Consider the following 23709-nt stretch of genomic DNA (forward strand, 5'->3'; position numbering starts at 1 on the left):
CATGGCGAGCGCGCGGGCTTTCGCCTAAGCTTTACGAGATCGATTCGCATCGCGAACCTCGGGGGCTCGACGTCAGTGCCGATCTCGTACCTGTCCGCAGCCCAGATCGCCGCCCTGTCGGCCACCACGATCACGCACCTGTCGACCACCAAGCTGGGAAGCTTGGCCAGCACCCAGGTCGCCGCGATCTCGAACACCGCGATCGGCAGCCTTTCGGCGTCCCAGGTCTCCGCGTTGTCCAACACGGCGGTCAAGGGCCTGACGGCGACGCAGATCCCCGCCTTCGCCCCGAACCTGATCTTCGACGTCAACCAGCTGGCGGCCTTCAGCGGCGCCCAGCTCAACGCCCTGACCTCCACCCAGCTGGCCAAGCTGGACGCCGCGCGCCTGGACGCGCTGAGCGCCGCCCAGGTCGGCGCTCTCGACGGCACGCACTTCAGCGCGCTGGACGCCACCCAGATCGCGGCCTTGGACACCACCCAGCTGACCCAGCTCGGCGCCACGACGATCGGGGCGCTGTCGGCCGATGACCTGGGCGAGCTCTGGCCCGATCAGATCCAGGCGTTTTCGGCGTCGCAGATCGCCGCCCTGCCCGCGACCCTGATCCCGGCGCTGGACGAAGAGCAGTTCGCCGCGCTGACCGACACCCAGCTCAAGGCGTTGACGCCTAGCCAGGTCGCCGCCCTGTCGAGCGATCAGATTGGAAGCCTCGGGACGGATGTCTCGCTGTTGTCGGCGACGCAGCTGGGCGGCCTCACCCGCGACCAGACCGCCACCCTCTCGAACGCTCAGGTCGCGGCGTTGACCACGACGCAGTTGGCCGGCCTCAGCGGAACGGGTCTGGGCGCGCTGTCGACCACCCAGATCGCGGCCTTCGACGCGACCCGGATCGCGGCGCTGACGGCGACCCAGATCCGCGCGCTCAGCGCGACCGATTTCGGCAAGCTGACGGCGACGCAGGTGGCGGGTTTCACCGCCTCCCAGCTCGGCGCCTTGTCGACGACCAACCTTAACGCCCTGACGGCCAGCCAGATCGCGGGCTTGAGCGCGACGCAGCTCGGCGGCTTGACCAGTACGCAGATCGGCGGGCTGTCGGCCACCGACTTCGCCGAGCTGAGCGCCACCCAGGTGCAAGGCCTGACGGCGACGCAAATCGGCGGGCTGTCGGCGGCCAATCTGTCGGGCCTGAGCGCTGCCCAGGTCCAGGCCCTTTCCACGACCCAGGTCGGCGGACTCACCGCCACCCAGATCGGCGCCCTGACCACCACGGACATCGGCGAGTTCTCGACGACCCAGATCGGCGCCCTTTCCGCCAGCCAGCTCGGCGCCTTCTCGGTGACCGATCTGGCGGCGTTGTCGACGTCGCAGGTCTCGGCGCTGACGCCCTCGACGCTGAAGGGGCTGTCGGCGTTCCAGATGCGCAGCCTTTCGCCGACCGCCTTCGCCCAGCTCAGCGCCACCCAGGTGCAGGGCCTGACCGCGACTCAGCTCGGCTCGCTGTCGACCACGGTGATCGCCGGCCTGACGACCTCCCAGATCGGCTATCTGTTGCCCGCCCAGATTCCCGGCCTGACCGTGACCCAGCTGGACTGGCTGTCGACCACGAACCTGGCGGCGATGACGCCGCTGCAGGTCGGGGCCTTCACGCCGGCCCAGGTGGAAAGCCTCTAGACAGCGCGCCAGCGCGGGCGTCTGATCGAAACGCAAGCCGGAGGCTTCCATGGCCCGTGTCGCCTACGCCCTCCTCGCGGTCGGCCTCCTGGCCGCCGCGCCCGCCCTGGCCCAGACGGGGCCGATCGGCGCCGCCGGCCGCTGGACGATCGACCTGAAGGCCTCCCGCTTCAACGAGGCCCTGACCGGTCCCGCCCCGACGGCGGCCGAGGTCGACATCACCAAGGACGACGGCAAGAGCCTGGCCTGGACGCTGATCGAGGAGGACGAGGCCGGTCTCGCCGCCCTTCAGTTCGCCGACGCGCCGCTGGACGGAACGCCCGTCAAGGCCGTCGTCAATACGCAGATCGTCGAGATCACCGTCCGGCGCGAGGGCCGGAACGCCATAACGGCCGTCACCACCAACAAGACCGGACGCAAGCAGTCGATGCGGGTCTGGCTGTCCGATCCCGACACCCTGCGGGTCGAACAGGATGTCGACGGCATCCCAGGGCCGCCGGACCAGAGTCTGACATTCCGCCGCGTGCGGTAGCGAGGCTCGCCGAGCTCTACGCCCGGCCCAAGGTCCGGGTGAGATAGGCGGCCAGGGCGTCGACCCGCGCGGGTCTCGGCCCGCCGGGGGGCATGACCAGGTGCAGCGCGATCGGCGCCGAGGTCCAGTCGGTCAGGATCTCCTCAAGCAGGCCGGCCGCCAAGGCGTCGCCGACGATGAAGTCCGGCAGCACCGCCACCCCGGCCCCGGCGACCAGCGCGGGCACCATCACGTCGCCGTTGTTGGCGCGCAGCACCGACCTGGGCCGCACCGCCGCCTCCTCGCCGTTCGCCTTCTGGAAGCGCCAGGTCTCTGGCGTGGACTGATGGCCGTAGGTCAGGCCCCGATGATCGGCGAGGCCCGCCGGATGTGTCGGGCGGCCGTTCTTGTCCCAATAGGCGGGCGCGGCGACGACGTGGCGTTTGATCGTCCGCAGGCGGCGCGCGACCAGCGAACTGTCGGGCAAGGCCGCGACGCGCAGGGCCAGATCGAAGCCCAATCCCACCAGGTCCACGGTGGCGTCCGACAGGTGCAGTTCCACCGACACCTCGGGATAGGCGTCCAGGAACGCCGGCAGAACGGGACCCAGCGTGGTGATGCCCAGCGACATCGGCGCGGCCAGCCGCACCACGCCGCGCGGGGCCGAGGACTGGCTGGACGCCTCCTCCTCGGCGGCCTGGGCCTCGGCCAGCACGCGGGCGGCGCGCTCGACCAGGGACTGGCCGGCGTCGGTCAGGGCCAGGCGCCGGGAGGTGCGGTTGAAGAGCCGCGCGCCCAACCGCTCCTCCAGCCGGGTCACCGCCTTGGAGACAGTGGCCTTGGACATGGCCAGGTCGTCGGCGGCGGCGGCGAAGGACCGCAGCTCGACCACCTTGGCGAAAACGGCGAGGCCTTCGAGATCCGGGAGCTTGGACATCCCGAAATCGTATTTCTGGAAACAATGAGTTTCAACAGTTTCTATTTATGATCTCATCCTGGCGACTATCTTCTCCTCAACAGGACGCGCCGACGCGGCGCTCCGGAGCGTTAGAAAGGTAGAAGCCATGATCGACCGCAGACCGTTCGATAAGCTTGGCGGCGCCGACCACGGTTGGCTGAAGGCCAAGCACCACTTTTCGTTCGCCAGCTACTACGACCCCCAGAACATGAACTGGGGCGCCCTGCGGGTCTGGAACGACGACGAGATCGCGCCCAACACCGGCTTCCCGCCGCATCCGCACAGCGACATGGAGATCATCACCTATGTCCGCGACGGCGCTATCACCCACCAGGACAGCCTGGGCAACAAGGGCCGCACCGAGGCCGGCGACGTCCAGGTGATGAGCGCGGGTTCGGGCATCCGCCACGCCGAGTACAATCTGGAGCCGGAAACCACCCGAATCTTCCAGATCTGGATCGAGCCGAAGTCGTTCGGCGGCGCGCCGTCCTGGGGCGCCAAGCCTTTCCCGAAGGGCGACCGGTCGGGCAAGTTCGTCACCCTGGCCTCGGGCTTCAAGGATGACGCCGACGCCCTGCCGATCCGCACCGACGCCCGCGTGCTGGGCGCGACGCTGAAGGCCGGTGAGACAGCCACCTACGCCCTGGGCAAGGACCGCAGCGGCTATCTCGTTCCGGCGGTGGGCGTTGTCGAGGTCAACGGCGTTCATCTGAACGCCCGCGACGGCGCGGCCATCAAGGACGAGGAGATCGTCACCGTCACCGCCCTGGAAGACGCCGAACTGGTGCTGGTCGACGCCGCCTGACGCGGCCAGACCTTACAAGAAAGGGGCGCGGGCAAGCCTTAGGCTCGCGCTCCGTTTCCTCCCCGAACACCCCTCAGCAAGGAGGCCATCATGGCCAAGGTTCTCGTTCTCTACTACTCGTCGTACGGCCACATCGAGACGATGGCCAAGGCCGTCGCCGAGGGCGCGCGCGAAGCCGGCGCCCAGGTCGACATCAAGCGCGTGCCGGAAACCGCGCCGCTCGAAATCGCCCAGAAGGCCCACTTCAAGCTCGACCAGGAAGCCCCGATCGCCACGGTCGAGGATTTGGCCAACTATGACGCGGTGATCGTCGGCGTCGGCACGCGCTTTGGCCGGATGGCCTCGCAGATGGCCGCGTTCCTGGATCAGGCCGGCGGCCTGTGGGCGCGCGGCGCGCTGAACGGCAAGGTCGGCGGCGCCTTCACCTCGACCGCCACCCAGCACGGCGGCCAGGAAACGACGCTGTTCTCGATCATCACCAACCTGCTGCACTTCGGCATGGTGATCGTCGGCATGGACTATGGCCACGCCGGCCAGATGACCCTCGACGAAGTCACCGGCGGCAGCCCCTACGGCGCCAGCACCATCGCCGGCGGCGACGGCTCGCGCCAGCCGACCGACAACGAACTGGTCGGCGCGCGCTACCAAGGCCGCAAGATCGCCGAAACGGCCCTCAAGCTGCACGGCTGATCCCAGAGCCGTAGCCGGTCGCCCGCGCCCCTCCCGCTAGGCGGGCGACCCACGAACCGCCCCGAGGCTCCCCGCCCCGGGGCGGTTTTCGTTTCAGCTAGTGCTTGGGATCGAAGTCCGGCGTCTGCGACGTCACATAGGCGTCCCACTCGGCCGCCGAATGGAAGTCCAGGCCCTTATCCCAGGCCGCGCCCATATAGTAGACGAACGGCTGGCCCGGCTGGACCTTGATCAGCACCAGATAATTGTCGAAGTCCGAGCGCACCTCGACCAGCTGCTTGGGATCGACCATCAGGGCGATGCCCATCGAGCCCTTCTCGGGCTCGGCGCCTTCCCAGTAGGTCACGCGACCAGGGGCCAGATCCTTCTTGAGCACCCCCGGGCCGCCGGGGTGCTTGTGCTTGGAGATGCCGATGCCGACGATCAGCGGACCCGGCTTGTCCGAGTTGATGGTCGAGACCATCCGCGTGAAATTCGTGCCCAGCGGCAGGGTGAAGGTCCGCGTCTCCCAGACCTTGCGACCCACATCGACGGGCCAAGGCGCGTAGTCGACGCTGAACGACGCCACGTCCGGGCCATTCTTGATCAGCTTCCAGGACTTCCAGTTCCGGGAGGTCCAGAGCTTGTTGTCGTACCAGATGCCCAGCCCGCCGGCGCCGCGCGCCGTGCCGACGTCGTAGAAGTCCAGGCCCTCGCCATGAAAGGCGTGCTGGTCGCCGGTCTTCAGTTGCCGCTCCATGAAGGGCCAACGCACCTTCTTGCCCCAGGCGTCGATGCCGGAGGTCGAGGGCGGCTCGTTCTCCTCCAGCGGCTTGCCGTAGATCCGGTGGGCGGTGCGGTCGTTCTCCCACAGGATGTCGTTGAACCGGTACGGCGCCAGGCTCACCGTGGCGCGGGGCTTCTGACCCTCGGCGTCGGGTTTTTCCAGCATCTTGCCGGGCGCGTGCTCCTGCGCCGCGGCGGCGGAAACGCCCAGCGACAGGGCGGCGAGGACGGCGAGGGTCTTCTTCATCGGACGCGCTCTCAGTGGAATTGCGGGAACTTGGCCAAGGCGGCGCGAGCGCACTGGTCGGCGGTCTCGTGGGTGGTGTCGGCGACGGCTAGGCCGCCGACGACAGCGGTTCCGACGTGCAGCGGCAGCGAGCCGGCATGCGGGTTCAGGTAATCCGGATCGGCGGCGATCTTGGCGGCGAAATCGGGGTCGGTCTTCTGGCGTGGCTCCATGACGCTGCCCGGCTGATCGAAGACGACGGCGGCGTTGGCCTTGCGCGGCGCGGCGATCGGAGGCTTGGGGCTCTGTTCGTCGCGCAGCACCGCCAGGACATTGCCGTGCGCGTCCACCACGGCGGCGGAGACATGGGCCCCGCTGGCGGCGCAGGCGGCGATCGCGGTCTTGGCCAGTTCGGTCGCGATCGGCAACGTGAGTGGACGCGGTTCAGGCGCGGCCGCCAAGCCCGTCGCCATGACCAGGATCGCCAGCATTCCGCTTCCTCCCAGAAGTCTTGCTTCTGGATATAGCGCGCCAGCCAAATTGGTCTATCCAAAAATACCCGGGACCGGAAATTGGATAGTCCAGATCCTGGCCTCCCCGATCAGACCTCCTGGAGCGCCAGGGAGCGTCCGCGCCACCGCAGCCATAGGGCGACCGCGACGCCCAATCCCAGCCAGACGAGACCGCCCAGCTTGGCCATCGGATCGGCGTTCAGCAGCACGTAGCCGATGATCACCGCGCCCAGGACCGGGGCGATCAGGTGGCGCCATAGGCTCCCGCCGTTCAGGCCCGCCCGGAAATACAGGATCACCGAGACATGCAGCGCCAGGAAGCCGGCGAGCGCGCCAAAGGTCACGAGCGAGGTCAGCTGTTCCAGCCGTTCGCTGAAGAGCAGCCCGGTCACGGTGGTGATCCCGGCGATCAGCAGGACGCCGCGATCCGGGATCTTCCGCGCGCCGCTGACGTGCGCCAGGAACCTCGGCATCTGGCCGTCGCGGCCCATGCTGTAGAGGATCCGCGCCGCCGAGGCCTGGGCGACGCCGGCCCCGGCCAGAGCCCCTAGCGCCATGCCGCCGAGCGAAATGGCCAGTCGGAAGCCTGGCCCGCCGATCGTCTCGGACACCAGCAGGAACGCCGTCGCCGCCGCGTCGCCTTCCGCGAACGGGGGTGGCCCAAGACAAAGAGGCTGGCCAGATAGGTCTGGCCGATGAACAGCGCCGCCGCCAGCACCAAGGACAGGATGGTCGCGACGCCCACATGGCGCGCTCCGCCCTTGGCCTCCTCGGCCAGGGTCGAGACGGCGTCGAAGCCGAGGAAGCTCAGCACCGCCAGCGACAGCGCCCCGAAGATGAGGTGAGGCGATAGGGCCTCCGGCTGGAAAAGCGGCGCGAGGCTTAGGCGCGCGCCGCCCACGCCGTGGGCCAAGGCCCACGTTCCGAAGCCCAGAAAAGCGACCAGCAGCGCGACCTGGGCCAGCAGCAGCAGGCGATTGACCCAGACCGCGGCCTCCAGGCCGGCCAGGTTGACCGCCGTGATGGCGACGATGAAGCCCAGGATCAGTGGGATCTTGGGCAAGACCGGAAACAGCACATGCAGCACCGTGGCGGCGATGATGTAGGAGAGGGTCGGCAGCAGGATGTAGTCCAGCAGGATCGCCCAGCCCGCCAGGAACCCGGCGAAGGCGCCCGCCCCGCGCGCGACATAGGCATAGACCGAGCCCGACAGCGGGAATTCCCGCGACATGGTCAGATAGCTCAGCGCGGTGAAGGTCATCGCCACCAGACCCACCGCGTAGACGAGCGGCGGCATGCCATGGCTGGCGTTATAGACAAAGCCGTAGACCGTGAACGGCGCGGTCGGCCCGATGAAGATCAGGCCGTAGACCACCAGATCGGCCAAGCTTAGGGAACGCTTCAGCTCCTGCCGATAGCCCAGCGCCTCGAGCTCGCGCTCGGCGGTTTCGAGGTTCGCCATCCCCATTCCCCCGACGGGACGCGCCGCCGCATCCGCCGGGGTCGAGGCTAGGCAGGTTCACAGCCACGCTTCAAGCGTCAATGGCTCAAGCGTTCGAACGCGTCTCCGGCTGCACGACCGCCACCAGCCAGCCGCCGCCCCAGGGCGTATTGATCACCGCCTCGTCAAGCACCTCGCCCATCGTCTTCAACCGATGCCAAAGGCGCAGAGGCTTCAAGGCCAGCCACATGGTGAGACCGATCGCGCCGCCGACCTTCAGGTTGGGCCGGTAATGGGCGACGAGCGCCTCCACCTCGCCGAGATGTTCGATGCATTCGGAAAAGACCACCACATCGAACGTCTCGTCCGTCTCGAAGGTCCGGCCATCGCCCAGCAGCATCTTGACCTCGCCAATGGCGATCTCGGGCGCGAGGCGCGTCTCGCCCCGCTCGATGGCGGGCCTGGAGAAGTCGACCCCGACATAGCGGGCCGGCCGATGGGCGCGGAGCGCCTCATAGAAGACCCCCTCCCCCGCGCCGATCTCCAGCACGCGCGGATTGGGCCAGCGATCGGCGATCATCGCCGCCAGCAGGCGATGGTGATGCCGCTGCTCGGAGCGGGTGAGCCGGTCGTAGACCCCCGCCTGATACTCGGCGTCCCACTTCTCGGCGGGCGCGGCGATGATCGGCTTGTGGCGCTTGCGCATGAAGAGCTCGCCCAGCCAGGGGCGATCAAGCGACAGCAGTTCGGTGAACCGGCGCCAACGCAGATAGGCCATCGACCATTCCCCCATCCCTGGGTCTCGGATAGGGGCGCGGGGCCGGCCTGTCTAGCTTCGGGCGAGCGCCGCGTCGAAGGACAGCGCGCCCGGACCGGCGGCGATCAGCAGCGCCGTCAAGGCGACCAGCAGGGTCTCGGGGGCGTAGAGCAGAGAGGATATCCGCAGCACCCACGGCCCCTCGCCCAGAACGTCCTTGGCCGTCACCGTCACGAGCGCCACGGCGCTGATCGTCAGAAGCGCCAGCGCCGCCAGCCCCGTGGCCAGGCCCAGGACCAGGAAGGCGCCGGCGGCGAGTTCGAAGGCCGGGACGACACGCGCCATCGGCTCGGCGGCCGGAATGCCGCCCTCGCGGAGACTTTGCAGCATCGCCTGGCGCCGGTCGGCGCGGGTCAGCTTCATCCAGCCGGACGTCGCGAACATCAGGCCGACCACCAGGCGCGCGATCAATAGCGCGCCGTCCAGCAGGACCAGGGAGGAACCGTCCATTCCGCGCGCCTTTCGGAGAAACCCGAAGGCCAACGCCCAAGCTGGACGGCCCGTTCCGTCAGCCGTTGTGGGCCAGGGCGGCCTGGGCCGCCGCCAGACGGGCGATCGGCACGCGGTAGGGCGAGCACGAAACGTAGTCGAGGCCGACCTTCTCGCAGAAGGCGATCGAGGCCGGATCGCCGCCATGCTCGCCGCAGATGCCCAGCTTGGCGTCCGGACGCGCCGCGCGACCCCGTTCGGCGGCGATGCGGATCAAGTCGCCGACGCCGTCCTGGTCGAGGCTGACGAAGGGGTCCTTCTCGAAGATGCCCTTGTCGATATAGGCGCCCAGGAACTTGCCGGCGTCGTCGCGGCTGATGCCGAACGTCGTCTGGGTCAGGTCGTTGGTGCCGAAGCTGAAGAACTCGGCGTTGGCGGCCAGGTCGCCGGCGCGCAGGGCCGCGCGAGGCAGCTCGATCATCGTGCCGACAGTGTACTTGAGGTCCACGCCCTGCTCTTCCAGCACCGCCCTGGCGACGCGGTCGGTCAGGTCGCGCAGGTACTTCATCTCCTCGCCCTTGGCGACCAGCGGGTGCATGATCTCCGGCACGGGCGCCTGCTTGCCCGACTTGGCGATCTCGCAGGCCGCCTCGAGGATGGCGCGGACCTGCATCTCGTAGATCTCGGGATAGGAGACGCCCAGGCGGCAGCCGCGGTGGCCCAGCATCGGGTTGGTCTCGTGCAACTCCTTGGCCCGGCGCAGCAGCTTGGCCGCGTCGAGACCGGTGGCCTGGGCCACGGCTTCCACGTCCTCTTCGGTGTGCGGCAGGAACTCGTGCAGCGGCGGATCCAGCAGGCGGATCGTGACCGGCAGGCCCTCCATGATCGTGAAGAGCTCGACGAAGTCGGCCTTCTGGAACGGCGCGATCTTGGCCAGGGCCGCGCGACGGCCCTTCTCGTCGTCGGCCAGGATCATCTCGCGCACCGCGGCGATCCGGGTGTCGTCGAAGAACATGTGCTCTGTGCGGCAGAGGCCGATGCCTTCCGCGCCGAACTGGCGGGCGGTCTTGGCGTCCAGCGGCGTCTCGGCGTTGGCGCGGACCTTCAGGCGGCGAACCTCGTCGGCCCAGCCCATCAGGGTGGCGAAGTCGCCGGTCAGCTCGGGTTCGATCATCTTCGGCGCGCCGGCCAGGATCTCGCCGGTCGAGCCGTCGATGGTGATGATCTCGCCGGCCTTGAACTCGCGCCCACGGACACGGAACAGACCTTCCTTGGCGAAGATGGCCACGTCGCCGGCGCCCGAGACGCAGGGACGGCCCATGCCGCGCGCCACGACGGCGGCGTGGCTGGTCATGCCGCCCCGGGCCGTGATGATGCCCTTGGCCGCGTGCATGCCGTGGATGTCTTCCGGCGAGGTCTCTTCCCGGACCAGGATGACGCTCTCGCCGGCGGCGGCCGCCTTCTCGGCCGCGTCGCTGTCGAAGACGATCTTGCCGGTCGCCGCGCCGGGCGAGGCCGGCAGACCGACGGCGATCACGTCGCGATGGGCGGTCGGATCGATGGTCGGGTGCAGCAGCTGGTCCAGCGAGGCGGGCTCGACGCGGCCGACGGCCTCGTCGCGGCTGATCACGCCCTCGGCCGCCATGTCGACCGCCACCTTCAGCGCGGCCTTGGCCGTGCGCTTCCCGTTGCGGGTCTGCAGCATGTAGAGCTTGCCCTGCTCCACCGTGAACTCGATGTCCTGCATGTCGCGGTAGTGGCGCTCCAGCGTCTCCACCACCGACTTGAACTGGGCGAACACCTCGGGCATCGCCTCTTCCATCGAAGGGGCGACGTCGCCCATCTCCTCGCGGGCCGCCTTGGTCAGGGACTGCGGCGTGCGGATGCCCGCCACCACGTCCTCGCCCTGGGCGTTGATCAGGAACTCGCCGTAGAGACGGTTGTCGCCGTTGGACGGGTTGCGGGTGAACGCGACGCCGGTCGCCGAGGTGTCGCCCATATTGCCGAACACCATCGACTGGACGTTCACCGCCGTGCCCCAGCTTTCGGGGATGTCGTGCATGCGGCGATAGAACTTGGCCCGGTCGTTCATCCAGCTGGCGAACACCGCGCCGACCGCGCCCCACAGCTGTTCCTGAGCGTCCTGCGGGAACGGCTTGCCCAGCTGGTCGCACACGGCGGCCTTGTAGTCCTTGATGACCTCGGCCCAGTCGTCGGCGGTGAGACCAGTATCGACATGGACATCCAGGCGATCCTTGTGGTCGTCCAGGATCTCCTCGAACATGTGGTGCTCGAGGTTCAGCACGACGTTCGAGTACATCTGGATGAAGCGGCGATAGCTGTCATAGGCGAAGCGGCGGTCGCCCGACAGCTTGGCCAAGCCCTCGACGGTCTCGTCGTTGAGGCCGAGGTTCAGGACCGTGTCCATCATGCCCGGCATCGAGGCCCGCGCGCCCGAGCGCACCGAGACCAGCAGCGGGTTGGTCACATCGCCGAAGGTCTTGCCGGTGATCTCCTCGACCTTGGCCAGACCCGCCGCGACCTGCTCGGCCAGCTCGGCCGGATATTGCTTGCCGTTGGCGTAGTAGTGGACGCAGGCCTCGGTCGTGATCGTGAAGCCGGGCGGGACCGGCAGGCCCAGCGAGGACATCTCCGCCAGATTGGCGCCCTTGCCGCCCAGAAGGTTCTTCATCGAGGCGTCGCCATCAGCGCCGCCTCCGCCGAAAGCATAAACCCAACGGGCCTTGGTCAGCGTCTCAACCGGCATCTTTGAATTCACCCTGCGATAAGTGAAAAGGCCGCGCCCCTCTTTGGGAGTCGTCTCGCCTTGGAACAGCGCTGCTTTATTGAAATCCCGCAGTGCAATATCCGGGGGCCTCAGTAGCACTTCGGTCAAGAACGCGTCCACTGGCGCTTCGCGTTCCCGAGGCTAACGCGAGAATTTGGCAAATAATTCCAATGACAACGTTGTCCAACTTGAGGCCTTGGCCGCGACGCGCCCGAACGCGTGGCGAAATCACCATTCGAGCCGATCGCGGATGATTGAAGCGACTTGTCGTCGGCGCCGCGATGGCTCTCAACTGGGCGCCATGGAGCCCCGCATCGTTCGACTCGGCTCGTCGCTTGAGGACGCCGACGCCATCGCCGACCTGCATACGCGCAGTCGCCAGGCGGCCTATCGCGGGCTCTACGGCGACGCCTATCTTGATCACGCGTTGTTCGCGGTGTCGCGCGAAAGCTGGCGGGCGCGCTTCGCCGATTTCGACGCCGGCCAGGATCTGATCCTGGCCGCGATCGAGCACGGCGCGCCCATCGCCCTCGCCTACGCCTCGTTCCGACTGAACCCCACGGTCGGCGCCCTGCTCGACAACCTGCACGTGGCGCCTGAACGCAAGGGCGGCGGGCTGGGCTCGCGCCTGCTGGCCGAAACCGCGCGGTGGCTGGTCGAGGACCACGCCGGCGCGCCGCTGCACCTGGAGGTCTATGCGCCCAACGCCTCGGCCCTCGGCTTCTACCGGCGCAAGGGCGGCGTCGAGATCGCGCGGTATCGGGAAACGGTCCCCGGCGGCCGCGAGGTGGACGTCGTCCGGTACAGGTGGGCCGAACCCGAGGCCCTGCTCGCTTGAGCGTCCGGCGGGCGATTTGGGGGGCGGCCGGAGGCCGGTCTCCATCCAGCCGAAGGAAAAACGGCGGGCGACCGCTGTGAATCGCCCGCCGCCGTCCTCACGGGCGGCCGCTGGCCGCCACCGCTCTTGGCACGGTCATGCGTCGCCACCCCCGGTAGACGATGACGGCTGTCGCGAGCCTCCCGTCGCGTTCGCTTGGCGCAGGACGAACCGGCAGATGGCCGGCAGCACGAACAGGGTCAGGGCCGTGGCCGTGATCAGGCCGCCGATGACGACGGTGGCCAGCGGCCTTTGGACCTCCGCGCCCGTGCCGGTCGCCAAGGCCATGGGCGCGAAGCCCAGGGAGGCGACGAGGCCCGTCATCATCACGGGCCGCAGGCGTTCCATGGCGCCGTCGATGATCGCCGCCTCCAACGCCAAGCCCGACGCCAGGCGCTGACGGATGGCGGTCACCATCACGAGGCCGTTCAGCACAGCCACGCCGGACAATGCGATGAAGCCCACCGCGGCCGAGACCGAGAAGGGGATCCCGCGTAGCGCCAGACCGAACACGCCGCCGGCCAGGGCCAGCGGAATGGCCGAGAACACCGCCGCGGCCGGCGCCAGTCCGCCCAGGGCCATGAACAACAGGCCGAAGATCAGCAGGAAGCAGAGCGGCACGACCAGCGCCAGTCGCGCTTGAGCGGCCTTCAGGTTCTCGAACTGCCCGCCCCAGACCAGCCAAGCGCCGGGCGGCGGCTTGACCTTTGCGTCGACCCTCGCGCGCGCCTCGCCGACAAAGCCCCCAAGATCGGCGCCGCGAACATTGGCCTGCACCACGACGCGTCGCTTGCCGTTCTCACGGCTGACCTGGTTGAGGCCCTCCGAATACGAGAACTTGGCCACGTCGCGCAGCGGCACGGAGGCGCGCGTCCCGCCCCCGACCGGCAGCATGACCGGCAGGGCGCCGACCGCGTTCAGATCGTCGCGGCTGGCGTCCGGCAGACGCACCACGATGTCGAAACGGCGATCGCCCTGGAAGACAAGGCCAGCCTCGCGGCCGCCCATCGCCACGGCCAGGGTGTCGGCGACCTCCTCCACCGTCAGGCCGTAGCGGCCGATGGCGTCGCGATCGAGCTGGACGTCCAGGGTCGGGAAGCCCGAGGTCTGCTCGACCTTGATGTCCGCCGCGCCCTTCACCTCGCGCAGGACCGTGGCGATCTCCTCCGCGGTCTTGGTCATCGCGTCGAGATCATCGCCATAGACCTTGATCGCGACATCGCCGCGCACGCCGGCGATCAGTTCGTTGAAGCGCATCTGGATTGGCTGGCTGAACTCGTAGGCGTTGCCCGTGAGCCCCGCCAGCTTGGCCTCGATGCGGCCGATCAGTTGGGCCTTGGTCTCACGCTTGTTCGGCCACGCCGTCCGAGGCTTGAGGATGACGAAGGCGTCCGAGGCGTTGGGCGGCATCGGATCGCTGGCGACCTCGGCGGTGCCGGTCTTGGAATAGACGAACGCCACCTCCGGGAAGCCGGCGATCACCCGCTCGATACGCCGCTGCATGCGCAGCGACTGCTCCAGCGAGGTCGAGGGAGTGCGTAAGGCCTGTATGGCCATGTCCTTCTCGTCGAGCTGCGGCGTGAACTCCCGCCCCAGAAACGCGAAGGTCACGGCGGCGGCGGCGAAGACGGCCGCGGAGGCGATGATCACCGGCAGCGGGCGCGCCATCACCTTGCGCAGCAAGGGCTCATAGCGAGCCTTGGCCCAGCGGACGGGCGCGACCTCCTTCTCGGCGACCCGGCCTCGGATCAGCAGAGCGATCATGGCCGGGATGAAGGTCAGGGACAGCACGAAAGCCCCGGCCAGGGCCAGCATCACCGTGATCGCCATCGGCGAGAAGGTCTTGCCCTCCACGCCGGTGAAGGTCAGCAGCGGGGCATAGACCAGAAGAATGATCGCCTGGCCGTAGACGGTCGGCGCGATCATCTCGCGGGCCGCTTCCCGGGTTTCGGAAAGTCGCTCCGACAAGGTCAGAAGCCGGCCCTCGTGGTGCTGGCGCTCGGCCAGGCGACGCAGCGCGTTCTCGACGATGATGACCGCGCCGTCGACGATCAGGCCAAAGTCCAGCGCGCCCAGACTCATCAGGTTGCCCGAAACGCCCAGCCTGTTCATGCCGATGGCGGTCATCAGCATGGAGAGCGGGATCACCAGGGCGGCGATCAAGGCGGCGCGGAAATTCCCGAGGAGCAGGAACAGCACCACGATCACCAGCAGCGCGCCCTCGGCGAGGTTCTTCTCGACGGTCTTGATCGTGGCGCCGACCAGCTTGGAGCGGTCGTAGGTGATCTGAACCTTGATCCCCGGCGGCAGGTTCCTGGCGACCTCGGTGAGCTTTTCGGCCGACGCGGCGGCCACGGCGCGGCTATTCTCGCCGGTCAGCATCAGGACGGTGCCGACCACGACCTCCTCGCCGTTCTCGGACGCCGCGCCGGTCCGCAAGCCGCCGCCGATCTTGACCAGGGCCACGTCCCGCACCCGAACCGACACGCCCTCGCGCGCGGCGACGATGGCGTTGGCGATGTCTTCGACCGTGCGCACGCGCGCGTCGGCGCGGACCAGAAACGCCTCCCCGCCCCGTTCGACGAAGCCGGCGCCGACCGCCAGATTGGCGGCTTCCAGGGCCTTGGCCAGATCCGCGAACGACACGCCCAGCGAGGCCATGCGCGTGGGATCCGGCTGAACCACGAACTGCTTCTCGAATCCGCCGATGGAATCGACGCCAGCCACGCCGGGAACGGTCCGCATCTGGGGCCGCACGATCCAGTCCTGCACTTCGCGCAGATAGGCCGCCTGAGCGGTGGGATCGGCCAGGCGCTCGCCGGCGGGCGTCAGGTATGCGCCGTCGGATTGCCAGCCCGGCGCGCCATCCCGGCGCCCGGCGCCCTTGCCCGCCGAATGCTCGAAAGCGACCGTCCACATCAGAACCTCGCCCAGTCCGGACGAGATCGGGCCCATGGCGGGCTCGGCGCCGGCCGGCAGGCTCTGGCGCGCCTGGGTCAGGCGCTCGGCCACCTGCTGGCGCGCGAAATAGATGTCGGTCTTTTCCTTGAAGACGATGGTGACCTGCGAGAAACCGTTGCGCGAGATCGACCGCGTCGACTCCAGGCCCGGGATGCCGGCCATCGCCGTCTCGACGGGGAAGGTCACCAGCTTCTCCACCTCGGCGGGCGCGAGGGTTCCGGCGACGGTGTTGATCTGCACCTGCTTGTTGGTGATGTCGGGCACCGCGTCGATCGGCAGGCGCGCGAGGTTGTAGACGCCCAGGCCGGCGACCAGCGCGACCAAGGCGATGACGGCCCAGCGGAAGCGGACGGAGAGATCGAGGATGCGGCCGATCATCGGACGCTCTCCCGACGTTCCACCAGATGAGCCTTAGTCGTCATGGCGGGCCTCCCCCTTGCCGAGTTCGGCCTTCAGCAGAAAGGCGCCCTTGCCGGCGATCCGTTCGCCGACGCGCAGGCCGGAGACGATCTCGACCTGGCCGGCGCCTCGGCGGCCGACCCGCACCGGCCGCGGCTCGAAACCCTTCGGGGTGCGAACGAAGACGACATCCGCGCCATTGACCGCTTGCACGGCTTCGTCGGGCGCGGCGAGGCCGCCGCTCGCCGCGACAGCGCCGCGACGAGGCGTGATGCGGACCCGCAAGGCTTGGCCCGGCGCCAGGGCTGGCGCCGGGCCCTTCAGGGCCAGAACGGCCGTCGCCGAACGGCTCCGCGCGTCCAGGCCCGGCGTCACGCCGCGCACCGAGGCCGGCACGGCGCCCTCGGCGGTCTCGATCTCCGCCGGATCGCCCGGCTTGACGCGTCGCGCATCGCCGGCGGGCAACGCGACTTGGATCTCCACGCGTCCGGGAGCGGCGACGCGGAAAAGCTCGGAGCCGGCCGTCACATAGGCGCCCAGCGTCGCGCTGGCGGCGGTGACGCGCCCCGAGATCGGGCTCGTGACGGCCAAGCCGCGGCCATCGCGGCTGACCCCCGCCGCCGCGCTCGCGCTGGTGGCGCGACGCAGCTCGGCCTCGGCGATCACGGCCTCGGCCTCCGCGGCTTCGAGATCCTGGCGCGCGGTGATCCGCGCCTCGAACAGTTTGCGCTCCCGGGCGAGGGCCTGGCGCGCCGCGGCGGCCTTGGCGGCGGCGGCGCTGCGTTCGGCGCTGATGGCGGCCGCGTCTCGGCTCTCGATCGTGGCGATCACCTCGCCGGCGACGACGGGGTCGCCCAGGCGCTTGTTGATCCGCGTGACCGCGCCGTCGGCGCGCGCGGCCAGCGTCGCCACGCCGTCGGGCGTGGCCGCGACCAGGGCCTGCGCGGAAATAGCGGCGTTGAGCCCGCCGGGAGCCGGGGTCAGCACCTGGATGCCGTCGGCGGCGATCCGCTCGGCGGTCATGCCAATATGCGGCTTCTCGTCGGCGTGGCCTGCCTTGGTCCGCGCGGCGGGTTCCGACCGGGCGGGCCCGGCGAACAGCGTCTTGCCGGCCAGCGCGCCGACGCTGGCGGCCAGCAGGCTGCTGACGGCCACGGCCGCGAGCAGTGTCTTTCTGTCGTTGGATTGCATGATGAGCTTTCCTATTGGGCGGCGACGCGTTCGAGCGCGGCCAGCGCCTTGGCGCGCTCGAGGCGCGCGGCGATCAGATCGGTTTGGGCGGTTATCAGGGCCGTCTGGGCGTCCAGGACGTCGAGCAAGGAGAACTTCCCCGCCTCGAAGCCCCGCCTCGCCAGGTCCACGGCCGTTCTGGCCTGCGGCAGGATCTTGCCCCGCAGCGCATCCAGCCGCGCGTCGGCCGCGACCAAAGAGGCCCGGGCGTCGCGAAGCGCCCGAACCGATCGGGCGAGAGCCAGTCGCTCCCTGGCCTCTGCCGCCGCGGCGTCGGCCCGCGCCGCGGCCACCGCCCCCTGGTTGCGGTCGAACACCGGGATAGGTGCCGAGAAGCCGACGACGAGGGCCCTGTCGCCGGTCTGTTCGAACCGGCGCACGCCCGCCTGAACCGTGAGGTCGGGGCGAGCCGCCGCCCTTTCGCGATCGATCACCGCCCGCGCGGTGAGTCGATGGGCTCTTGCGAGGCGGACATCGAGGGTCTCGGCGGGGTCGACTAGGGCCGGAGGGACGACGACCGGCGCGGCCGCCGGTTCGACCAGTTCGACCGCTTCGGTCGCCTCGTTCCACAAGGTCACGAGCGCGCGGCGCGCGGCGACGGCTTCGGCCTCGGCGGCGGTGACCGCGGCGGCCGCTTCTCGGCTGACCGCCTCGGCCCGCATGGCGCGAAGCGGCGGCTCCCGCCCCGCCTCCACCAGGGTCGCCGCCGCCTTCGAGAGGCTCTCGGCGCGCTGGGCCGTTTCACGAGCCAGCGTCAGACGATCACGCGCGGCGAGGGCCTCGGCGTAGCGAACCGCGACCTCCTGATCGAGATCCGCCCGGGCGATGGAGACGCCCAGCCGCGCGACCTCGACTTCGGCGACGGCCGCCGTCTGGCGCGCGCGGCGCTTGCCGCCGAGTTCCAAGCGCTGGCTGACGGACAGCGTGGTCTCGGCGGATCTGAAGTCGCCGTATGGGCCCGATCCCGCGAAGTTCTCGGACTGCAGCCCGGCCTCCGGATTGGGCGGACGTCCGGCCTGCCGGGCGCGGCCTTCGGCGGCGGCGACGGCGGCTTCAGCGGCGGTCACGAGCGGTGAGCCGGCCCGGGCGCGCGCCAGGGCGTCGGCCAGGGTCAGGGGTTCGGCGAGGACGCGCGGCGGCGCGCCCAGGCCGACAAGGACCACGACCGCGCCGATGACGGCGGGGCGGGCATGTCGGGAAAACATGGAAAGTCCCAGAATCTGTTTTGACGAGAAGGTTGGCGCGCGAAGGCGCGGTCTCGTCAGGCTCTGGGCGGTTCCTCCGGGCCGTCGGGCGGGTTGGACGGCGGAACGCCGCTGGCGCCCGGCGCCAGGGTCAATGAAAGGATCGCGTTCGCCGCGAGTTTGGCGCTAACGGCGGGCGCGGCGGACGCGCCATGATGGCAGTGCCCGTGCGCGCAAGCCTCGGCGCCGGCCTTTCCATGCTGGGACTTGGCGCCGTGATCTTGGCTGATCGCCGCGTCGCCAGCGCCCACCTGGGCGCTGACGCCGGGAGCCTGCTCGGATCCGCAGACGATCGAGTCGAACGACGGAACGATCGTGAAGGCCAGCAGCAGCAGCGCGCAAAGCGCTCCCGACGCGTTCCTCAGCCATGTCGCCACCGAAGCCATGAGCCCCCGTATAGCCGCGACGCCTCCAGATTAGAATGTGTTACATAATCACGGCTTCACGCCTCTGACCGTCTAGCGGTCGACGCCCGCGACCTCGCGGCGCCGCGATGACCCCGGTCGATCCGAGCTCGGGCCTCTCGAATTCAGGATGGGGCGAGTCCCGTTCAAGGCTTCTAGGGCTGGCGTCCCATCGGCCAGTTCACGTCGGCTTCCGCCGCCAGGAAATCAATGAAGGCTCGAACCCGCGCCGGCAGCGGACCGGCGTGACCGACATAGACGACGCTGAGCGCCTCGACGTCGCCGGGGTTGAACGCCTCCAGCACCGGCACGAGCCGGCCGGCGGCGATGTCGGGCGCGATATGAAACATCGATAGCCGGGTTATCCCCATTCCGGCCAAGGCCAGCCGTCGCGCGCTCTCGCCATCGCCGACCATGGCGGTTCCATGGACCGGCCGCGAGGTCCGCCGCCCCGCCTCGAGGAATGGCCATTGGTCGCAGTGGCGCGCGAAATTGAAGACCACGAGCTCATGGCTGGCCAGCGCGTCGGGGTGGGCCGGCGCGCCGCGACGGGCGAGGTAGTCGGGCGAGGCCACCAGCACCATGCGACTGTCTCCCAGCTTGCGCGCGACCAGCTGCGAGGGGCGTAGCGGCCCGACCCGTATCGCGAGCTCCGCGCGTTCCTCCAGAAGATCCACGACCTCGTCCGTGAGGGTGACATCGACCTGCACCTCGGGGTGGGCGGCGCGGAACCGAGGCACGAGCGGCAGCAGGTGATGCAGCCCGAACGGAACGTTGGAATTGATCCGCAACCGCCCGCGTGGGACGGCGCAGGCGGCGACCGAGCGCTCGGCCTCGTCGAGATCGGCCAAGACCCGCAGGGCCCGCTCGTGAAAGGTCAAACCCTCGGCGGTCAGCTGCAACTTGCGCGTCGACCGCGCCACCAGCCGCGCGCCGAGCCTGGCCTCAAGTCGCGCGACGAGCTTGCTGACCGCCGAGGGGGTCATGGACAGCGATCGCGCCGCGGCGCTGAAGCCGCCCTCCTCCACGACCCGGGCGAAGACCTCCATTTCACCGGAGCGATTGATCTCCTGGCGCGGCATTGTTCCCCCAAATCACAGGTGAAGTTCCTTCCGGCAATCTAATTCACCGGTCAGCTCGGCGCTATCTGACGGCCTGCCGGTTTCTAACCGAACGCCAGAGAGTTGCCGATGCCCCTCGCCCTATACGCCCTGACCGTCGGCGCCTTCGGCATCGGCGTCACCGAGTTCATCGTCATGGGGCTGCTGCTCCAGGTGTCGACCGATCTGGGAGTCTCGATTTCCGAGGCTGGACAGCTCACGACCGGATACGCCCTGGGGGTGTTCGTCGGCGCGCCGATGCTTACGCTTCTGACCCGGCGCCTGCCGCGCAAGATGACCCTGCTGGCGCTGATGGCGATCTTCACCGTCGGTAACGCCGTGGCCGCCATCGCGCCCAGTTACGGCGTGCTGATGGCCGCCCGCCTGATCACGGCCCTGGCGCACGGTACGTTCTTCGGCGTCGGCGCGCTCGTCGCGGTCTCGCTCGTGGCGCCCGAGCGCAAGGCCTCGGCGATTTCGATCATGTTCACCGGCCTGACCATCGCCACGCTGCTGGGCGTGCCGTTCGGCGCCTGGCTGGGCCTGGCCTTCGGTTGGCGCGCGACGTTCTGGGCGGTGACCGGCGTCGGCGTGTTGGCCTTGGCCGCCCTGGCCTTCCTGGTCCCCGCCGACAGATCGGCGCCGGAACCGGCTCCGCTGCGCGAGGAGCTCGCCGTCCTCGCACGACCGCTGGTGCGGCTCGGCCTGCTGATGACCGTGCTGGGCTTTGGCGGCGTCTTCGCGATCTTCACCTACATCCAGCCGATCCTCACCGAGCTGGCGGGGTTCTCAAAGGCGGCGGTGTCGCCGGTGCTGCTGATCTTCGTCGCCGGGCTGGTCGCGGGGAACCTGCTGGGCGGTCGCTGGGCCGATCGACGCCTGGACGTCGCGCTCTTGGGCAGCCTCGGGCTTCTGGGCTTGGTGATGGCCGCCTCGACCCTGGCTTTTCGAAGCCCCACCGGGGCGGTGATCGTCGCCTTCCTGCTGGGGGCGGCGGCGTTCGCCACGGTCGCCCCGTTGCAGCTGCGCGTGCTCTCGCACGCGGGCGGCGCGGGCCAAGGCCTGGCTTCCAGCCTCAACATCGCGGCCTTCAATCTCGGCAACGCCCTAGGGGCTTGGGTCGGCGGCGCGGTGATCGACCACGGCCTGGGTCTTTCGACCATCCCCCTCGTCGCCGCGTGCGCGCCCCTCGCGGCCCTGGCCCTCGCCGTCTTCAGCCTCCTCCTCGAGCGCCGGGCGCCGGCCAAGCTCGCCTGAACCTTCAAAACAGGAGATCCTCAATGGAATACCGCAGCCTTGGCCGCTCAGGTCTCAAGGTTCCCGTCCTGGCCTTCGGCGCGGGAACGTTCGGCGGCCAGGGACCGCTGTTTTCGGCCTGGGGCGACACCGATGTCGCCGGCGCGCGCCGCCTGGTCGACATCTGCCTGGAGGCCGGCCTCAGCCTCTTCGACACCGCCGATGTCTATTCGAACGGCGCCTCCGAGGAGATTCTCGGCGCGGCCCTGGAGGGGCGTCGCGACCAGGCGCTGATCTCGACCAAGCTCGGCCTGCCGACCGGAGACGGCGCCTGGGAGGCGGGAAGTTCGCGGCTGCGGCTGACCCGCGGCGTCGAGGCCGCGCTGAAGCGCCTGCGCACCGACCGGATCGACTTGCTGCAACTGCACGCCTTCGACGCGGCGACGCCGGTCGAGGAGACCCTCGCGGCCCTCGACGATCTCGTTCGCGCGGGCAAGGTGCTCTATGTCGGCGCGTCGAATTTCTCCGGCTGGCAGCTGATGAAGTCGCTCGCCGCCGCCGATCGCCAGGGTTGGCCTCGATATGTCGCGCACCAGGCCTACTACTCCCTGGTCGGTCGCGACTACGAATGGGAGCTGATGCCCTTGGCCGCCGACCAGGGCGTCGGCGCCTTGGTCTGGAGCCCGCTCGGCTGGGGGCGTCTGACGGGAAAGCTTCGCCGTGGCCAGCCGTTGCCCGAGACGAGCCGGCTGCACCTAACCGCCGACGCCGGGCCGCCGGTGGACGAGGCTCGGCTCTATCGCGTGATCGATGAACTCGAGGCGATCGCCGCCGAGACGGGCAAGACCGTCCCTCAAATCGCGATCAACTGGTTGCTGCGGCGTCCGACCGTGTCGAGCGTCATCATTGGCGCCCGCACCGAGGAGCAGCTGCGCCAGAACCTTGGTGCGGTCGGTTGGCGGTTGAGCGCGGCGCAGGTCGCGCGGCTCGACGCGGCCAGCGCCGCGACTCCGCCCTACCCCTACTATCCCTATTGGCGCGAGGGCGGCTTCAAACAGCTAAGCCCGCCGCTGGTCTAGCGCTGACACCCAGCGAGCATCCCGGGCGGCGCGACCGGAAGCGGCCGGCTCCACAAAGGGACCGGCCGCCACTTTCGTCCCAGACCTTGTTCGACCCTAGAACGGGATCTCGTCGTCCAGATCGGCCGAGAAGCTCTCGCGCGGGCCGCTGGGCTGGCTGCGCTGGCCGCCGCCGAAATTGGAGCCGCCGCCGCCCGAATAGCCGCCGCCGTACTCGTCGCCGCCGCCCGAGGACATGCCGGCGCTGTCGCCGCGACCACCCAGCATGGTCAGTTCGCCGCGGAACTTCTGCAGCACGATCTCGGTGGAGTACTTCTCCTGGCCGGTGTTGTCGGTCCACTTGCGGGTCTGCAGAGCGCCCTCGATGTAAACCGTCGAGCCCTTGCGCAGGTACTGCTCGGCGACCTTCACGAGGTTATCGTTGAAGATCACGACGCGGTGCCATTCGGTCTTTTCCTTGCGTTCGCCGCTGGTGCGGTCGCGCCAGGTTTCCGAGGTGGCGATGCGGAGATTGGCGACGCGGTCGCCCGAACCCAGGCTGCGGATCTCGGGGTCGGCCCCGAGGTTACCGACCAGAATGACCTTGTTGACGCTGCCCGCCATCGCTTGACCTTGCTCTCGCCCGGCGACCCTCGCGCCGGAATCTGAAGCCGGACGTTAACGAAGGCGTCGCGCCGACGCAAGTTTTGTTCTCAATATGTTCTTGTGGACGACGGTAACGGCTGTGGACGGACGAATGTCGCCCGCCGACCCGCTACTGGGCCGGAACGCGGCGGATGGCGCCCGGCACGGCCAAGCGGCCGTCGCCGGTGCGCACCAGCGACATGTAGCGCGGCCCCTCCAGCGTCTGACCGACGTAAATGCCTTCCTTCTCGATGAAGATAAAGGAGCCCTGGTACGAGCCGATCATGCTGTTGGTCGTCATGCCCAGGCGCTGGAAGCGAACCCGCGTGCCCTCCAGGGTCGCGGCGCACTCCTCCATCTGCGGGACGTTGTGCGCCACCGGATTGAAGCGCAGCGACCCATCCTTGTTCTTGGCCAGGTAGAAACAGACGCCCTTGTCGAACGGCGCCTTGGTTTCTTTCTGGCAACCGGCGAGCGCGAGGCCCGAGACGGCGAGGACGGCGGCGGCGAGGACGATCTTGCGCATGGATTACACTTATAAACCAATCAGCCGTTCGGGATAGAGCAGTTCGGTCCCTGATCGAACGCGGCGCGGAAGGTGCGGTTGTCGGAGGAGACCTCCACGCGGCCAGGCACCAGCCGCAAGGTTTCCTCGCCCCAGCGGCCGTAGGTCGCGCCGCCGGTCTTCTCGCAGCGGCCGCCGAACAGTTGCTGGGCGCAGGCGTTCAGCGTGATGTCGCCGGGCAGACGTCGCCATTCGTTGCCGGCGTAGCGCCAGCAGGCGCCCAGCGGCGCGGCGGTCGAGGCGCTGGCCGGCGTCGACGGCGTCGCCGCGGCGGTCCCAGCCGTCCCGGCGGCCCCAGCCGTCCCGGCGGCTGCCGCCGACTGGGCGGCGCGGGCCTCACGGCGCTCGGCGAGCGCGGCGGCGATGCCGGCTTCGTC

At 69.3% G+C, this 23709-nt stretch carries 22 protein-coding genes and 1 pseudogene; 7 read left to right on the forward strand and 16 right to left on the reverse strand.

Features of this window, described 5'->3' with window-relative positions; all coding sequences use genetic code 11:
* The first annotated feature begins 75 nt into the window (after positions 1 to 75).
* Both Q0V34_RS10295 and Q0V34_RS10300 read left to right on the forward strand, forming a co-directional pair.
* Positions 76 to 1671, forward strand: coding sequence for an ice nucleation protein (locus Q0V34_RS10295; RefSeq protein WP_297511375.1), 1596 nt, complete (start codon positions 76 to 78; stop codon positions 1669 to 1671).
* 49 nt (positions 1672 to 1720) lie between these two features.
* Positions 1721 to 2203: a hypothetical protein gene (locus Q0V34_RS10300; protein ID WP_297511377.1), complete on the forward strand. Its 483-nt coding sequence runs from the start codon at positions 1721 to 1723 to the stop codon at positions 2201 to 2203.
* Between the two features lie 16 nt (positions 2204 to 2219).
* On the opposite strand, the gene Q0V34_RS10305 is transcribed toward Q0V34_RS10300, so the two are convergent.
* A complete protein-coding gene (locus tag Q0V34_RS10305; RefSeq protein ID WP_297511379.1) occupies positions 2220 to 3119 on the reverse strand; it encodes a LysR family transcriptional regulator in 900 nt (299 codons plus the stop codon).
* 127 nt (positions 3120 to 3246) lie between these two features.
* Here Q0V34_RS10305 and Q0V34_RS10310 point away from each other — a divergent pair, with 127 nt between their 5' ends.
* Positions 3247 to 3945: a pirin family protein gene (locus Q0V34_RS10310; protein ID WP_297511381.1), complete on the forward strand. Its 699-nt coding sequence runs from the start codon at positions 3247 to 3249 to the stop codon at positions 3943 to 3945.
* Positions 3946 to 4035: 90 nt separating this feature from the next.
* A complete protein-coding gene (gene wrbA / locus Q0V34_RS10315) occupies positions 4036 to 4635 on the forward strand; it encodes an NAD(P)H:quinone oxidoreductase (RefSeq protein WP_297511383.1) in 600 nt (199 codons plus the stop codon).
* A gap of 97 nt (positions 4636 to 4732) precedes the next feature.
* Here wrbA and Q0V34_RS10320 read toward each other — a convergent pair whose 3' ends face one another.
* The 7 genes from Q0V34_RS10320 to ppdK all read right to left on the reverse strand — a co-directional run bounded on the left by Q0V34_RS10320 (position 4733) and on the right by ppdK (position 11592).
* Complete coding sequence (locus Q0V34_RS10320; RefSeq protein ID WP_297511385.1) at positions 4733 to 5647, reverse strand: DUF4861 family protein; 915 nt, start codon at positions 5645 to 5647, stop codon at positions 4733 to 4735.
* Between the two features lie 11 nt (positions 5648 to 5658).
* Positions 5659 to 6117 (reverse strand): heme-binding protein, encoded by a 459-nt coding sequence (locus tag Q0V34_RS10325; RefSeq protein WP_297511387.1) that lies wholly within the window; start codon positions 6115 to 6117, stop codon positions 5659 to 5661.
* A gap of 110 nt (positions 6118 to 6227) precedes the next feature.
* The gene (locus tag Q0V34_RS10330; RefSeq protein WP_367272056.1) at positions 6228 to 6695 is read right to left on the reverse strand and encodes an amino acid permease; all 468 of its coding nucleotides are present in this window, start codon (positions 6693 to 6695) and stop codon (positions 6228 to 6230) included.
* Positions 6686 to 7600, reverse strand: a complete 915-nt coding sequence (locus Q0V34_RS10335) for an APC family permease (RefSeq protein WP_297511391.1) — start codon at positions 7598 to 7600, stop codon at positions 6686 to 6688. Before Q0V34_RS10335 ends, Q0V34_RS10330 begins: the two co-directional genes overlap by 10 nt.
* Before the next feature lie 85 nt (positions 7601 to 7685).
* Positions 7686 to 8357, reverse strand: a complete 672-nt coding sequence (locus tag Q0V34_RS10340) for a cyclopropane-fatty-acyl-phospholipid synthase family protein (RefSeq protein ID WP_297511392.1) — start codon at positions 8355 to 8357, stop codon at positions 7686 to 7688.
* Positions 8358 to 8408: 51 nt separating this feature from the next.
* Positions 8409 to 8846: a DoxX family protein gene (locus tag Q0V34_RS10345; protein WP_297511394.1), complete on the reverse strand. Its 438-nt coding sequence runs from the start codon at positions 8844 to 8846 to the stop codon at positions 8409 to 8411.
* Between the two features lie 58 nt (positions 8847 to 8904).
* Positions 8905 to 11592 carry a pyruvate, phosphate dikinase gene (gene ppdK / locus Q0V34_RS10350; RefSeq protein WP_297511396.1) on the reverse strand — a complete coding sequence of 896 codons (2688 nt, stop codon included), beginning with the start codon at positions 11590 to 11592 and terminating at the stop codon, positions 8905 to 8907.
* 322 nt (positions 11593 to 11914) lie between these two features.
* Between ppdK and Q0V34_RS10355 the strand changes: the two genes are divergently transcribed.
* Positions 11915 to 12451 (forward strand): GNAT family N-acetyltransferase, encoded by a 537-nt coding sequence (locus Q0V34_RS10355; protein WP_297511398.1) that lies wholly within the window; start codon positions 11915 to 11917, stop codon positions 12449 to 12451.
* Between the two features lie 135 nt (positions 12452 to 12586).
* Here the strand turns inward: Q0V34_RS10355 and Q0V34_RS10360 are convergent, their stop codons facing one another.
* The 5 genes from Q0V34_RS10360 to Q0V34_RS10380 form a co-directional block, all read right to left on the reverse strand.
* On the reverse strand, positions 12587 to 15829 hold the full coding sequence (locus Q0V34_RS10360; RefSeq protein WP_297511399.1) for a CusA/CzcA family heavy metal efflux RND transporter: 3243 nt from the start codon (positions 15827 to 15829) through the stop codon (positions 12587 to 12589).
* Between the two features lie 33 nt (positions 15830 to 15862).
* Complete coding sequence (locus Q0V34_RS10365) at positions 15863 to 17041, reverse strand: efflux RND transporter periplasmic adaptor subunit (protein WP_297511401.1); 1179 nt, start codon at positions 17039 to 17041, stop codon at positions 15863 to 15865.
* Between the two features lie 11 nt (positions 17042 to 17052).
* On the reverse strand, positions 17053 to 18285 hold the full coding sequence (locus tag Q0V34_RS10370) for a TolC family protein (protein WP_297511403.1): 1233 nt from the start codon (positions 18283 to 18285) through the stop codon (positions 17053 to 17055).
* 56 nt (positions 18286 to 18341) lie between these two features.
* On the reverse strand, positions 18342 to 18710 hold the full coding sequence (locus Q0V34_RS10375; protein ID WP_297511405.1) for a hypothetical protein: 369 nt from the start codon (positions 18708 to 18710) through the stop codon (positions 18342 to 18344).
* A gap of 173 nt (positions 18711 to 18883) precedes the next feature.
* A complete protein-coding gene (locus Q0V34_RS10380) occupies positions 18884 to 19810 on the reverse strand; it encodes a LysR family transcriptional regulator (protein ID WP_297511407.1) in 927 nt (308 codons plus the stop codon).
* A gap of 108 nt (positions 19811 to 19918) precedes the next feature.
* Here Q0V34_RS10380 and Q0V34_RS10385 point away from each other — a divergent pair, with 108 nt between their 5' ends.
* Both Q0V34_RS10385 and Q0V34_RS10390 read left to right on the forward strand, forming a co-directional pair.
* Positions 19919 to 21085 carry an MFS transporter gene (locus Q0V34_RS10385; protein WP_297511409.1) on the forward strand — a complete coding sequence of 389 codons (1167 nt, stop codon included), beginning with the start codon at positions 19919 to 19921 and terminating at the stop codon, positions 21083 to 21085.
* Positions 21086 to 21108: 23 nt separating this feature from the next.
* Positions 21109 to 22143, forward strand: a complete 1035-nt coding sequence (locus tag Q0V34_RS10390; RefSeq protein WP_297511411.1) for an aldo/keto reductase — start codon at positions 21109 to 21111, stop codon at positions 22141 to 22143.
* A gap of 96 nt (positions 22144 to 22239) precedes the next feature.
* Here the strand turns inward: Q0V34_RS10390 and Q0V34_RS10395 are convergent, their stop codons facing one another.
* From Q0V34_RS10395 to Q0V34_RS10405, 3 genes and pseudogenes are all read right to left on the reverse strand, one after another.
* Positions 22240 to 22746, reverse strand: a complete 507-nt coding sequence (locus tag Q0V34_RS10395) for a single-stranded DNA-binding protein (RefSeq protein ID WP_297511412.1) — start codon at positions 22744 to 22746, stop codon at positions 22240 to 22242.
* Between the two features lie 151 nt (positions 22747 to 22897).
* Complete coding sequence (locus Q0V34_RS10400; RefSeq protein WP_297511414.1) at positions 22898 to 23293, reverse strand: hypothetical protein; 396 nt, start codon at positions 23291 to 23293, stop codon at positions 22898 to 22900.
* Between the two features lie 20 nt (positions 23294 to 23313).
* Positions 23314 to 23709: pseudogene (locus Q0V34_RS10405) on the reverse strand (hypothetical protein); the annotation flags it as partial.

Origin of the sequence: uncultured Caulobacter sp. (genome assembly GCF_947036865.1) — a bacterium.
GTDB lineage: Bacteria > Pseudomonadota > Alphaproteobacteria > Caulobacterales > Caulobacteraceae > Caulobacter.

Coding starts and splice junctions, on each gene's coding strand:
- Q0V34_RS10300 (WP_297511377.1), top strand. CDS start 1,721: ATGGCCCGTGTCGCCTACGCCCTCCTCGCGGTCGGCCTCCTGGCCGCC.
- Q0V34_RS10305 (WP_297511379.1), bottom strand. CDS start 3,119: ATGTCCAAGCTCCCGGATCTCGAAGGCCTCGCCGTTTTCGCCAAGGTG.
- Q0V34_RS10310 (WP_297511381.1), top strand. CDS start 3,247: ATGATCGACCGCAGACCGTTCGATAAGCTTGGCGGCGCCGACCACGGT.
- wrbA (WP_297511383.1), top strand. CDS start 4,036: ATGGCCAAGGTTCTCGTTCTCTACTACTCGTCGTACGGCCACATCGAG.
- Q0V34_RS10320 (WP_297511385.1), bottom strand. CDS start 5,647: ATGAAGAAGACCCTCGCCGTCCTCGCCGCCCTGTCGCTGGGCGTTTCC.
- Q0V34_RS10325 (WP_297511387.1), bottom strand. CDS start 6,117: ATGCTGGCGATCCTGGTCATGGCGACGGGCTTGGCGGCCGCGCCTGAA.
- Q0V34_RS10330 (WP_367272056.1), bottom strand. CDS start 6,695: ATGGCGCTAGGGGCTCTGGCCGGGGCCGGCGTCGCCCAGGCCTCGGCG.
- Q0V34_RS10335 (WP_297511391.1), bottom strand. CDS start 7,600: ATGGCGAACCTCGAAACCGCCGAGCGCGAGCTCGAGGCGCTGGGCTAT.
- Q0V34_RS10340 (WP_297511392.1), bottom strand. CDS start 8,357: ATGGCCTATCTGCGTTGGCGCCGGTTCACCGAACTGCTGTCGCTTGAT.
- Q0V34_RS10345 (WP_297511394.1), bottom strand. CDS start 8,846: ATGGACGGTTCCTCCCTGGTCCTGCTGGACGGCGCGCTATTGATCGCG.
- ppdK (WP_297511396.1), bottom strand. CDS start 11,592: ATGCCGGTTGAGACGCTGACCAAGGCCCGTTGGGTTTATGCTTTCGGC.
- Q0V34_RS10355 (WP_297511398.1), top strand. CDS start 11,915: ATGGAGCCCCGCATCGTTCGACTCGGCTCGTCGCTTGAGGACGCCGAC.
- Q0V34_RS10360 (WP_297511399.1), bottom strand. CDS start 15,829: ATGATCGGCCGCATCCTCGATCTCTCCGTCCGCTTCCGCTGGGCCGTC.
- Q0V34_RS10365 (WP_297511401.1), bottom strand. CDS start 17,041: ATGCAATCCAACGACAGAAAGACACTGCTCGCGGCCGTGGCCGTCAGC.
- Q0V34_RS10370 (WP_297511403.1), bottom strand. CDS start 18,285: ATGTTTTCCCGACATGCCCGCCCCGCCGTCATCGGCGCGGTCGTGGTC.
- Q0V34_RS10375 (WP_297511405.1), bottom strand. CDS start 18,710: ATGGCTTCGGTGGCGACATGGCTGAGGAACGCGTCGGGAGCGCTTTGC.
- Q0V34_RS10380 (WP_297511407.1), bottom strand. CDS start 19,810: ATGCCGCGCCAGGAGATCAATCGCTCCGGTGAAATGGAGGTCTTCGCC.
- Q0V34_RS10385 (WP_297511409.1), top strand. CDS start 19,919: ATGCCCCTCGCCCTATACGCCCTGACCGTCGGCGCCTTCGGCATCGGC.
- Q0V34_RS10390 (WP_297511411.1), top strand. CDS start 21,109: ATGGAATACCGCAGCCTTGGCCGCTCAGGTCTCAAGGTTCCCGTCCTG.
- Q0V34_RS10395 (WP_297511412.1), bottom strand. CDS start 22,746: ATGGCGGGCAGCGTCAACAAGGTCATTCTGGTCGGTAACCTCGGGGCC.
- Q0V34_RS10400 (WP_297511414.1), bottom strand. CDS start 23,293: ATGCGCAAGATCGTCCTCGCCGCCGCCGTCCTCGCCGTCTCGGGCCTC.